Origin of the sequence: Brevibacillus sp. NPDC003359, assembly GCF_042878995.1 — a bacterium.
GTDB lineage: Bacteria > Bacillota > Bacilli > Brevibacillales > Brevibacillaceae > Brevibacillus.
The window spans coordinates 167,015-179,577 of record NZ_JBIAOR010000003.1 but is presented as its reverse complement, the minus strand read 5'-3'; the positions used below and the strand labels follow the sequence as shown (position 1 = coordinate 179,577).

At 45.9% G+C, this 12,563-nt stretch carries 11 protein-coding genes; 1 reads left to right on the top strand and 10 read right to left on the bottom strand.

Features of this window, described 5'->3' with window-relative positions:
• Window positions 1-7: 7 nt before the first annotated feature.
• The 10 genes from ACFYU8_RS12540 to ACFYU8_RS12495 form a co-directional block, all read right to left on the bottom strand.
• Window positions 8-1,294, bottom strand: coding sequence for a copper resistance CopC/CopD family protein (locus tag ACFYU8_RS12540; RefSeq protein ID WP_390299032.1), 1,287 nt, complete (start codon window positions 1,292-1,294; stop codon window positions 8-10).
• 153 nt (window positions 1,295-1,447) lie between these two features.
• On the bottom strand, window positions 1,448-2,188 hold the full coding sequence (locus tag ACFYU8_RS12535; protein ID WP_390299029.1) for an alpha/beta fold hydrolase: 741 nt from the start codon (window positions 2,186-2,188) through the stop codon (window positions 1,448-1,450).
• Window positions 2,189-2,257: 69 nt separating this feature from the next.
• On the bottom strand, window positions 2,258-3,361 hold the full coding sequence (locus tag ACFYU8_RS12530; protein WP_390299026.1) for a Ger(x)C family spore germination protein: 1,104 nt from the start codon (window positions 3,359-3,361) through the stop codon (window positions 2,258-2,260).
• Window positions 3,358-4,461: a GerAB/ArcD/ProY family transporter gene (locus tag ACFYU8_RS12525; RefSeq protein WP_390299023.1), complete on the bottom strand. Its 1,104-nt coding sequence runs from the start codon at window positions 4,459-4,461 to the stop codon at window positions 3,358-3,360. Before ACFYU8_RS12525 ends, ACFYU8_RS12530 begins: the two co-directional genes overlap by 4 nt.
• 17 nt (window positions 4,462-4,478) lie before the next feature.
• Window positions 4,479-5,954 (bottom strand): spore germination protein, encoded by a 1,476-nt coding sequence (locus tag ACFYU8_RS12520; RefSeq protein WP_390299020.1) that lies wholly within the window; start codon window positions 5,952-5,954, stop codon window positions 4,479-4,481.
• 150 nt (window positions 5,955-6,104) lie between these two features.
• Window positions 6,105-7,160 (bottom strand): ABC transporter substrate-binding protein, encoded by a 1,056-nt coding sequence (locus tag ACFYU8_RS12515; RefSeq protein ID WP_390299017.1) that lies wholly within the window; start codon window positions 7,158-7,160, stop codon window positions 6,105-6,107.
• 61 nt (window positions 7,161-7,221) lie between these two features.
• On the bottom strand, window positions 7,222-8,019 hold the full coding sequence (locus ACFYU8_RS12510; protein ID WP_390299014.1) for an ABC transporter permease: 798 nt from the start codon (window positions 8,017-8,019) through the stop codon (window positions 7,222-7,224).
• On the bottom strand, window positions 8,016-8,819 hold the full coding sequence (locus tag ACFYU8_RS12505) for an ABC transporter permease (RefSeq protein WP_390299813.1): 804 nt from the start codon (window positions 8,817-8,819) through the stop codon (window positions 8,016-8,018). The genes ACFYU8_RS12510 and ACFYU8_RS12505 overlap by 4 nt, the downstream gene beginning before the upstream one ends.
• Window positions 8,820-8,863: 44 nt before the next feature.
• Entirely contained in the window at window positions 8,864-9,850 is a 987-nt protein-coding gene (locus ACFYU8_RS12500) for an ABC transporter ATP-binding protein (protein ID WP_016743157.1), read from the bottom strand.
• Between the two features lie 190 nt (window positions 9,851-10,040).
• Window positions 10,041-10,991, bottom strand: coding sequence for a DMT family transporter (locus tag ACFYU8_RS12495; RefSeq protein ID WP_390299010.1), 951 nt, complete (start codon window positions 10,989-10,991; stop codon window positions 10,041-10,043).
• Window positions 10,992-11,127: 136 nt separating this feature from the next.
• Here ACFYU8_RS12495 and ACFYU8_RS12490 point away from each other — a divergent pair, with 136 nt between their 5' ends.
• A complete protein-coding gene (locus ACFYU8_RS12490; protein WP_390299007.1) occupies window positions 11,128-12,477 on the top strand; it encodes an aminotransferase-like domain-containing protein in 1,350 nt (449 codons plus the stop codon).
• The last annotated feature ends 86 nt before the right edge of the window (window positions 12,478-12,563 follow it).

Here is a 12,563-nt window from a genome sequence, read left to right as displayed (position 1 = left end):
TTCCTCCCTAGTTTGATTCTGTTTGAATTACATCCTGATTATTTGTCGTAGCAGTCGGGTAGTTGATCTGGCTCATCCAAAGTCCAGCCAGAACAGCGACAATCCCGAATACAATCTCCCAACGCAAGTAAGCGGGCTGCAAGGAATTTTTTGTCCGCCAACGTCTCGTTTGCCTAAAGGCTAGAAGAAGCATGAAGCAAACACTAACAATTTTTCCATATAACAGATAACTCCATACCGTCGCACTCTGGAAAATGCTCATGACATCCGTCTGCACGATGAGCATGACAACACCCGTCACGACGGCAAGTACAGACGCCACAGCAACTGTTTGCAAAAAGAACCTCTTGAACGACTCCTGTGCTCGTTCAGCCGCTTTGACTGTAAGCAGCAAGTAAACAAGTGCCCCCATCCACACAGCAACCGTCAAAACATGCAACAGTCTCAGCAAAATGGACAGCCAGACAGGAGCAATACCCCATGCATGACCGCCAAAAGCTTGCGCGCTGATCAGGAAAATCCAGATTCCCACATACCAGCCGGACACCATATTGGGGATCGCGACCAATAACAGTAAGGCAAAGGACACCAGCAGCATGATCGCAAACGGAGACTGACTGAGCAAGTTCCCGTCCATTTGCCACAGTGCTTGCGTAAGTGATACAGCGGTTAACGATTCGTCATACAAGAACCACAGAAAGATAAGTCCGATGATCGCCAAACCCCATCCAATTTGCCTGCCAATCCCGATCAACTGGGCAAGCGAAGGCAAGCCATGACGTTGTGCTACCCACGCTATCAGATACAAGCCACCACCTACGAGAATAATTCCTTGCGTCAAATAGCGATACATGATCAAGTAGCTTGAATCTGCTTTTTGCTCACTTGGCGGAACCACGACCGCACTTTTTTGTCCGATGGAAAACGTGAGTCTCTCTTCGATCGGGTGTCCGTCCTCGGAAACGACAGACACGATAACCGAATACGTCCCTTCAGCCAAATCGCTCGGCAGATTCGCATTTAACTGCGAGGCATCGCCCGGCTGCAATGTCGGCCGTTCCATCCTTATTTCCTTGCCATCCCAGTCAAATAGACGCACGTTAACAAGATCGGGCTCTAATGTTTCGGTAAACCGTGCAGATATTTGTCCTGGATTCGCCTTCAGTAACTCACCATCTTGCGGTGAGCTGCTCATCAAGCCTGCATGGGCGAAAGCAGTCGTCATACCCGTTGTCAGTACAAGTAAGAAGGCGAGCAAAAACGCAACCGCATAATGTCTGATGTTGTCTGTCACCCTATCACCTGCTTCCTTATTTCGTCCTTAATCCTATCAAAATAGTACGAGAATCTATATGGCTCCATCGGGCTATCTGATGTGGCAAAGTGTTGAAAACAAAAAAAGGCATGAGCGGTAATTCTCTCCGATTCATGCCTCTTCCATACTATATTAGGATGCTCGTACAGTGCTTTGTGCGAGAAATTCCAGAACGAGTTTGTTGAATACCTCAGGTTGATCCATCGGTGGGATATGGGCGGAGTCAGGCAGGATGACTTTTTGTGCGCCTGTAATCCGTTCAGCCAATACATCGGCGGTCTGTAGAAAATCGGGATAATCCCGCGCTCCTGCAATAACGAGTGTAGAGGCTTTGATTTCTTCCAAACGCTCGATTTGTGAGGGGGATAACGTTTCCAATCCAGCGCCAAACTCCGGCAGCGAAAAGGCGTGTCTGTTGATTTCTTTAAAGTGGTTTCGCGCTTCGCGAGCTTGCTCATTTACCGGCTGTCCTGGACCGTCAAACCACATTTGGGTCGTCATTTCCAACGCTTCCTCTGTCGTGCCACGTTGAGACACCTGATTGAACCGTTCCACATCGTGCAACCTTTGTTCACTTCTTGGGTGACCAAACAAGCCGGATGAGACAAGAATCAAGCTGCTCACCATCTGCGGATAAGCAAGTGCGAATTCCTGCGCGACCATCCCCCCAAATGAAAGTCCCGCCACATGCGCTTTTTCGATACCAAGCCCTTGCAGTACTGCTTTCACATCGTCATACAAGGTAAAAGGAATCTCAGTCGCAAGCGTTTTACCAAACCCGCGGATGTCAAAACGAACAACCTTATACGACTTTGCAAATTCTTGCATCTGTGCATTCCATAGTCTTGTATCCAGATTGAAACCGTGGATCAATAGGAGCGGCTCGCCTCACACTCACTATCTCACCCCGGATCGTTGCGTGTCTATTTATTTTTGTTCCGATTACCCAATGACGCCTGTACGTAAAATCTTGATCTCGATATCCACCTCATATTTCGCCCTTTTCATGATTTCCCGACATTCATCTCTACTCAATTTCTTTTTCCCGCTCTTTTGACTGGCTATATTGTAGATTTCTCCAAATCCTACCGGGTCTACATCGTGTTTTCTTAACTTTTCCAGTAATTGTTCCGTCTCTTTTTTCACTGCCAGTTCGATTGCTTTTTGTACCTTTTTCAACTGCTCAGGCTTTGATAAATCAATTTTTTCAGCCATTTCCTGAATCTGCGCTGTCATATTCACTTTCACAGAAAATCTTGGTTTCTCCAAATCCAGCACTTTCATTTGCTTTTTGCTTGAGATATGTTCAATTACAGTAAAAAGACGCTTTTTATCGAGGGCAATGTTTATTTCCAATTCTCCCTTATTGTAGCGCTCACGTAATATCTTGAGGAAAAATCCCTCCCTTGTTGTAATCTCTGCCACCAGTCGTTGATCTCGAAACAGACCAATTTGATTAATATGCAATTCATTCTTTACTCTTTCGATATAAGGCATCACGGGATCTTTCCCGATTGCATAGAAATCTTTCATGAACTCATGCAGTTTCGAGGAGATCATATTCTCACTATCGACGTTCTGTCGTATGGCTTGATACAGGTAAATTCCAATGTTGCTGTTCTCAGGATAGCGATGTGTCAAAATATCATAAGCTCGTCCTTTGGCTACAGTTAAATAGACATTGCTTCCAATGGAGGCATCACGCGTTAAGTTTTCCACAAGAGAAAGGATCCCTTTACGCGCTAGCTCATCGTGATAGACCACGACGCGAACTTGTCCGCCTACGATTTTTTTGGACGACTCCCTGTTCTGTGCAACGGTAAGTCCTTTGCTTGTATGCGCTGTGCCCGAAATCACAGTGACCAACTCACGTGCCTCCGGGTCAATTTGATAAAATACCGTGGTACCTAAAAGCTTTCCGTCCTTACTAAGATCGTACCCCACTGCAACCGCCAGTCCCAATTTTTCTAATACGTGTTGCTCCCCACAACCGTTCAACAACACGATCACTAATAAGTAGTGAACAAGCAACAGTAACCTTTTCATGTCCGGACCGCTCCCTTCCGAAACAGCCGAATCACTATATAAAGCACGATCGGATAAATAAAAATGATATAGAAACCTACTCCACCGAAAATATCCGTGATGAGATTAATCGACTGGCGTGTTTCCAAAAAGTTGCTAGCAAAAAACATGACACCAACAATCCCGAAAAGGGCCATTCTTTCCTTGACCCCACTAACATGGTGAACCCCCCGCATGGCTATCCACAAGTCCATCAGCAAATTATCCAGCATGACGAGCATCCACAGTGAAATGGACACAAACTCAAAACGCTCCAAAAACGGAAACTCTACAATTTTCATCATCATGAACGTTGCCCAGATAAGATGCTGAAGCTGTTCGCCTTGAAAGTACAAGAGTGTAACCAACATGACGACTACATACAAGCAGGTAGTCATAAACAACCCACCATGTACATACCGCGGTAGTATTGCCTTTTCCTTCACAAAAGGATAGATGAACAAAATAATCTCAAATCCGATAGTGGAAAAAGACATCTTCTTCGCACCGTCCAACAACTGTCCAATATCATGATGAAATACTGGCTGCAATAAATGAAAATCGGCGTATTGCATGGGATAAACCATGAGCAGCAGCTGCCAAATCGTCAATCCAACAGAAAAAAAGCTAATGCCAGCCAACACCCGAATGCCACCCGTCACTCCATAAATGGTCAGGCAAAGCAAGGAGGCATTTAATATCCAGGAAGGCACTTCTGGAAACATCCATGACTGAATGATCTCGATGTACCCTCTCAAGATCGTTAAGGCAGAACCCATGATATATACGATAAAGATGAAATTGAGAATGCGAGCCGGCCATTTTCCAAATACACTTTGATGAATGTCATACAAATCCATGTCTTTGAATTTCGCTAAAATTTTTAGCATGAACCACGCTGCTATATGGGTCATAATGCCTGCTATTATGACCGCAATCCAAGCATCTTGTTGCACCCTATCATAAATAAACCGCTGTACGCCCGCTATGCCGATTCCAACCTGATTGCCATGAACCATAAATAGCGCAAGCGATACGCTGATAGCCATATGGCTATTCCGACGAAAAGTGGACAGTGACATTCACATTCAACACCTAACTACTGAACTGGTCTCTTTTTCCCGACTTCATCTGGCGCACGGGTATCGTCAGGAGAACGTGTCATAACCGGACGCTTGCCGAGAGAGTAAAAAGGAAACCGGATCAGACTGTTTTTAAAATCCTGCAAGCGAAAAGGAAAGAAGGGTAGAAAAAACGGACGTCCCAGACTTGATTGACGTAGGATGTGTATCAATAGAAAAGACGCGCCAAGCATAATACCAAAACCTCCCCAAATTCCAGCTAACAGGATAATCGGAAAGCGGAGGATGCGTACTGCCGTACTCATCATGTAGGAAGGAAAAGTAAACGAAGCTAATGCACTGAGTGCCACAATCATGATCAAAATGTTACTGGTAAAACCCGCTGCAACGGCTGCCTGTCCAATTACGATACCGCCTACGATCCCAATCGTTTGCCCAACTTTGAAAGGAAGTCTTGCTCCAGCCTCCCGCAAGAATTCAATAATCATCTCAAGCAGCAAAGCTTCAAACAATGGGGGAAAAGGCACCTTGGAACGAGACTTTACTAGCGATACAAGGAGAGCAGATGGAATCATTTCATAATGAAACGTAAGTGCAGCCACATAAGTAGCTGTAAAAAACAAAGAGACAAAAAGGGCCGAGAAACGTAACAATCGGATGAAGGAAGCCATTTGCCACCGGACATAGAGATCTTCATTGGACTTGAAAAAGTCAACGAAGGAACTGGGACCGACGATAGCAAACGGGCTCCCCTCCACAAACACAACAACCTTTCCTTCCAGCAGGGCTTCACTTACATGATCAGGTCGTTCTGTTAGGATTAGCTGCGGAAAAATAGAGAACGTATTGTCATCAATCAGTTGAACCAATTTTCCGCTGTCAATCACGCCGTCTATATCTAGATCGCTTATACGCTGAATGACGGTTTGAACATTTTCAGGAGCAGCCAGTTCCTCCATGTAACATATTTCCACATTCGTCATGCTACGTTTCCCAATCGTAATGGATACGTTGGTAAGCAAATCAGTCGACAGATATCCCTGTAGAACCCCTAAGTTGGTTTCCAAGGCTTCCGTAAAAGAAACCTGGGGACCGAAAATTTGGGTTTCGACCTGAGCCTCTCCCAAAGAACGACTCGGTATTCTTGCTACGTAGAGAAGAATCCCGCACGCCGTTCCTTCTATTTGAAGGTAAATCCATCCCCTCACGAGATAATCGCTGATTTGTCTGTAATCCGTGGTTTGGGTGACATGACCAACAGGAACATTTCCCAAAATCGTATCAGGAACGATCTTTTCGTCAGGTAACCTTTCGAAATAGGGAAGCAACACCTGCTGGAGAATGACCGTATCAACTAGATAGGGGAGGTAGGCTAGCAACAAGCTATTGGTTCCACAAGAAAGGTTACGAAACACCAATCGCGGATTTCGCATGTGATCCCATAATCTTTCTCGCGTCTCGCTAATGGATTCAGAAATCATGTTGGTTGTCATCTTATGTGTACCCCAATATATGGTGTCCCCTTATTATTTTACCAATGCCCTCTCTCTATTCCCCTTTCAAGCCGAAGAGTAAGCTCCCAGACAAAATAAACACAAAAAAACCGAGACGGAAATACTCCATCTCGGTTCGTTCACCACTATTTATCTACCGCTCTTCATCTCAGTCCAGTAGCGGTCGTATTGCTGCAAAGTTTCTCCTACATCAACCAACCACTCCGCACGGGCAATGTCTGCTGTATCCAAGAAGACCATTTTGTTGGAACGGTATTCTTCACTGTGCAGCGGGTATGCTTTTTCGTTCGGGTTGCTGTAGCCAATGGACTCGTAGTTTTTCACACTAACCTCTGGGTCCATCAAGTAGTTGATGAACTTCTCAGCCACTTCCTTGTTCTTAGCGCCTTTTGGAATTGCCAGCGTATCTGCCCAGATCGTTGCGCCCTCTTTTGGAATGACGTACTCCACATCTGGATTTTGTGCGTGAATGAAAGCAGCGTCACCGGACCAAACCGTTCCAATCCACGCTTCCTCAGCAATCATCTTTTGCTTGATGTTGTCTGTATCAAAGGCAACAACATTCGGTACTACCTTTTTCAAATCAGCAAAGGACTTTTCCAGTTCCTCTTTGTTCGTCGTGCTATTGGAGAAGCCATTCTTGATCAGTGCCATTCCCATAACCTCACGCGGGTCGTTCAGCATGATGACACGGCCCTTGTAAGCTTCATTCCACAGATCGTTCCAGCTTGTCGGGGTTTCTTTTACATATTTCTTGTTGTAAGCGATACCGGTAATTCCCCATGTATATACGAGTGAATACTTGTTTTCTTTGTCATAAGGAGGTGTCTTGAACGTAGACACGATATTGCCCATATTCGGGATGTTGGCTTTGTTCAACTCTTCCAGGAGGCCCAGTTGAATCATAGTGCCTACCATGTAGTCGGAAGGTTGAATCAGATCGTAGCCGGATGCACCTGCTTGAACTTTTGCCAGCATTTCTTCGTTGCTGCCGTATACATCATAGTTAACCTTGACGTTGAATTTTTGCTCAAAATCTTTGATGACGTCTGGGTCGAAGTTGTCTGCCCAACTATAAATATTCAATACCTGTTGCTCTTGCTCAGATGACGATGAGCACCCTACAGCGGTCACCGCGAGTACGGCGGTCAAAGCGCCGATCATCAAGGACTTGAAACGTTTCATTTTTTCCTCTCAACCTCCAAATCAGTTATGGGATTGCTTTTATGAAAACACCAAGATGGATCTAAAAGATGGATTGATTATTTTTCGAGTCTTTGCGGCGGAATATCTCTGCTACCACAACCAACAACACCGTACTCACGATCAAAAGTGTCGAGAGTGCGTTCACTTCTGGCGAGACGCCTCGTTTTACCAAACCATAAATGTAGAGCGGCAATGTGGTCGAATTCGGACCAGCTACAAAGAACGAAATAATGAAATCGTCAAGCGACAGGGTAAACGACATCAAGAAGCCTGCGATAATCCCTGGCATGATCAGAGGCAACGTCACATAGCGCAATGTCTCCCATGGAGTTGCTCCCAAATCTTGAGACGCTTCTTCCAAATCTTTGCCCATATCAGCCAAACGTCCAGAGATAATGACCATCACATATGGCATGCTAAACGTAACGTGCGCCAGAATTAGGGTCACTTTCCCCAGCTCCATATGCACCTGACTGAACAATACGAGCAAAGCCAACCCCATCATGATCTCGGGGATGACGATCGGCAAGTACATTAGCCCATTGAAGATGTTGCTCCAACGCAGGGAATAGTGCTTGACCGCCAGTGCAGCAGCCGTACCCAAAACCGTTGCAATCACACTGCTAATAACGCCAATCGTGAGGCTGTTCATCAGCGCTTGCATGACCTGCCTGTTTTCAAACAAAGAAACGTACCACTTCCACGTAAAACCAGTCCACGTAGCATTGATCCGTGAATCATTGAACGAATAAAGGACAAGGATCAAAATTGGCAGATACAAAAAGACCAGCATCAGCCACGAGTATCCAGATAATGCGTTTCGACGTAATGTTTTCATGCTGATCCCTCCTTTGTCTCACTCGCTTTGGTAGCGCGGAAATAAAGAAGAATCAACAACATGGATAATAGCATCAGCACGATAGACAAGGCAGAACCGAACGGCCAGTCACGTGCAGACAAGAATTGATTTTGAATGACGTTTCCAATCAGAGCCGATTTCGCTCCTCCCATGACATCCGGAACGACGAACATCCCGATGGAAGAAACAAATACGAGGATCGACCCAGTGACGACACCTGTCTTGGTCATCGGCAGAGTCACGTGCCAAAAAGCTTTCCAAGGTGTTGCGCCCAAATCATACGCTGCTTCCAGCTTACGACGATCCATCTGCTCCAGCGATACATAAATCGGCAACACCATGAAAGGCATGAGTGTGTACACCATCCCGAGCAGCACAGAACCCGAATTGTACAGAAGCGGTAGCGGTTCCGAAATAATCCCCAGCGATTGCAGAAACGTATTGATTACGCCTTGCGAACGCAAGATGATTACCCACGCATAGGAACGGACCAAAAAGTTGATCCAGAACGGAATCATCACGAGCAAAAGCCATATTTGCTGAGACGATTTTTCCAGTCGTGAAATGTAATACGCTAACGGATAGCCGCACAAGATCGAAAATACGGTAGTTAAAACCGCTACGACCAGCGTGTCCCAAAAAATTTGGCCATACAGCGGATCGAAAATACGGATGTAATTGTTCAGCGTAAACTCATAGACAACTTGCCCGTACGTGCCTCTTTTGAGGAAAGACAAAATGGCGATCATAAGCATAGGCAGGACGAAAAGCGCACCCATCCACAAAAGGGCGGGAAGCGCGAGCAGTTTTACCGGCTTCTTGTTTAACAAGGAAGAATCACCTCGTCCGTCTGTGCCCAGCCAATGGCCACTTGATCTCCCACCTGCCAGTCCAGACCATCACCTGCGTACTGGTGTGCCATTACGGTCATATCCTGCCCCTCGAGGCGAATAAATACCTTGCGCAAATTGCCGAGGAACACTGCGTCAGCAATGGTGCCCAGCTTCTTATGCTTGTCCTTGTCGGAATCAACCGGGTACAACTTGATCTTTTCCGGACGTACCGCTGCATTCGTTCCGTTTTCCCGGAAAATGTTGTTTTCCCCAATAAAGGTAGCCACAAACAAGGTTTGCGGGGAGTTGTAAATCTCTGCTGGAGAAGCAATCTGTTCAATGCGTCCCTTGTTCATGACCGCAATTCGATCAGACATCGCCATCGCTTCTTCCTGGTCATGGGTGACGTAAATGAACGTGATCCCTAAGTTTTTCTGCAAGTTTTTCAGTTCGAGCTGCAAGCTTTTTCGCAATTGATAGTCCAAAGCACCTAGAGGCTCATCCAGAAGCAGAACGCGTGGGTTGTTAATAATCGCCCGTGCGATTGCTACGCGTTGCTGTTGTCCGCCAGACAGTTGCTTTGGCGTGCGCTTCCGCAGTTCTGTCAGTTGGACGTACTGAAGTACTTCCTCCAAACGCTTTTGTTGTTCAGCTGCGTTCACTTTTTTCATTTTCAAACCAAACAGGATGTTTTGCTCCACTGTCATGTGTGGAAACAAAGCATATTGCTGGAACACCATGTTCATATCCCGCTGATACGGCGGCACATGGCTGAGTGGTTTTTCGTCTAGGAAAATTTCCCCAGTCGTTGGCTGCTCAAAGCCAGCAATCATTCGAAGCAGTGTCGTTTTCCCACAGCCACTGGGGCCGAGTAACGTCAAAAACTCCCCTTCTTCAATGGAGAGAGAAAAAGAGGGGACGACGACAGTATCTGCAAATCTCTTTTCAATCGAATCCAGATGTATAATTTTTTTCATTCCGTCATCTCACCATATGTCATTATACTCACAATCTAGGTAACTATATCGTGTATGATACGATTTGTAAACAGTTTCACCAAGTCTGGAATGATTTTTTTGCGACCAGCAAGGATGAGCGATTCCTCCACAAAAACAAACAGAGCCGATGAATAAACATTCGCTCTGTTGCGTATCCTTATTTATTTTCTTACACAGACGTGGATTTCGGTTGGGGCTTGCGATTCTGATTCTTCGATTTTGCTCCTAGGAAATTCGTCCCAATCACCCCGAGAATAATCATCACCGCGCCAATGAGATGGTAGTAAGCCAGCTTTTCTTGCAAAAAGAGGACGCCTGCCACGATGGTAACCAGTGTAGACAAATTGTTAAACACGCTGAGTTTGGATGCTTCCATCTTGGACAAGGCAAAGTTGGTCATAAAAGACGTCATGAGCGAGGACAGTATCCCCAAAAATACAATCGAGATGATAAACGCCGAGCTGGCGAAAGGAGCAAAATACGTCGATAGGGTCCCCTCTGTACTGTGGCGAATAACTGACCAACCGTTAAAAAACAAAAATCCGAGCAACGCCACCATATATGTCATGTCTATATAATGAAAGGACTTTGTCATTTTCCTCGCCAGAACACTATACCCCGCCAAAGAAAACGCGGATAACAGGATGAGAATAGTCCCGATACTGCTCCCTGAGCCTGAGCTTACACCCAGCCCCTTCATCACAAAAATGTAGACGACACCTCCTACGGATAAAAGCGTGGACAGCTTTTGCAGCCATGTAGAAGACTCCCCCAAAAAGAATGCCGCCATGATCATGGTAAAAATCGGAACGGTTGCTTGAATAATCCCCGCTTCAGACGAAGTAGTATGCACCAGTCCAAACGCCTGAAGGGTAAAGAACAGAATGGGATACAGCATGGCGAGCGGTATAATCGTGAGCATGTCTTTTGGTTTGATGGACAGCTTGATCCACCCAAACACGAGCGGGATGGATGCAGCGATAAATGCTACGGTGAAACGGTGTGCCAACGTATCGACCGGATTGGTTACAGCGAGTGCCATTTTCAGAAACAAAAACGACAAGCCAGTAATCCCTGCATTCAGTAATGCCGCGAGAATTGCTTTCTGTTGGTCTTTCATCGTATGTATCTCTCCTACTGGGGACTTTTTACAGACGGCCGTCTTAGGTTAATAGTAATGGCGGACCAATCGTGCTACAATGCAAAAAAGGAGTAACTGTACCGATACAAAATCGGTGAAAAGGGAATGTTGCCGGATGCACAAATATTTGCAACTTCAAAATGAACTCGAAGCGTTGATTGAAAGCCTCTCTTATCGAGACGGAGACCGCCTTCCCTCCATTCGGGAGCTCGCCTCTCGTTACCAATGCAGCAAGAGCACCGTTATCCGCACCTTAGACGAACTAGAAAAACGTCACCTCATCTACTCGGTCGACCGAAGCGGCTACTACGTCGTGAAAAAACAAAGGAAGATACAAGCTGCAGATACATCGATGATCGATTTTGCGACCTCTGCTCCCGATCCTGACCTCTTTCCTTATGTCGACTTTCAACACTGCATCAATAAAGCGATTGAAACTTACAAGAACGATCTTTTCATATACGGAACCACCCAAGGCTTGCCGTCGCTCATCGCGGTCATCGCTAAGCACCTTGGGAATCATCAGGTTTTTACCGACCCGAGTACTATTTTCATTACCTCCGGTGTCCAACAAGCTCTATCCTTGCTGTGTAGTCTTCCTTTTCCAAATGGCAAAGAAACGATTCTAATTGAGCAGCCTAGCTACCACCTTTTCATTGAAAATTTGCAAGTACGCAAGCATCCCGTTGTCGGGATCAGACGAACTGCCCAGGGAATCGATTTAGAAGAGCTGGAAGTGATTTTTCGAACGGGAGAGATCAAGTTTTTCTATACGATGCCTCGCTATCACAGCCCTCTCGGTACAACGTACAGCCGAGGGGACAAGCAGCGCATTGTGGAGCTTGCCCAACAGTACGACGTCTATATCGTAGAAGACGATTACATGGCAGACCTTGAGCATGACAGCAAAGCCGATCCCCTCTTTGCCTATGATCGCTTCTCTCGCACCATTTATTTGAAAAGCTATTCCAAAATTATTTTTCCTGGACTGCGTTTGGGTGTAGCCGTTTTACCTGACGCACTAAAGGATTCCTTCAATCAGCACAAAAGACTTTCGGATATCGACAGCTCCATGCTATCTCAGGCAGCGTTGGAGATATACTTAAAAAGCGGGATGTTCGAGCGTCATAAGCAAAAAATACGCAGTTCCTATCGCCAGCGATCCAACCTCTTGATGGCGTCCTTGAACTATTTTGCGGAGAATGAAAACAGACTGTTTACCTTTCACCCCCTTGCGTATCCGGGGATTCATACTCACATTGTTTTGAAAGATTCCATCTCGCTCCCTGCCGTTATCAGCCAGCTAAAAAAACGCTCGATCCTCGTGGATGCTACCGACAAAAATTACTTGGAGGGCTTTCGGCAAGAAAATATTTTGAAGCTGAATGTATCCTATGCTAAGGAAGCAGTGATTGAGCAAGGGATTCATGTGCTGATAGATGTACTACGCCGCATGCACCGCTAACCTATCCGCCTAAAGTCGTAGATAAAATCCGGCGAGGGTGCGTTTTTGGACAACCAATAAATCTCGATAATAGAACTTATTGAGTG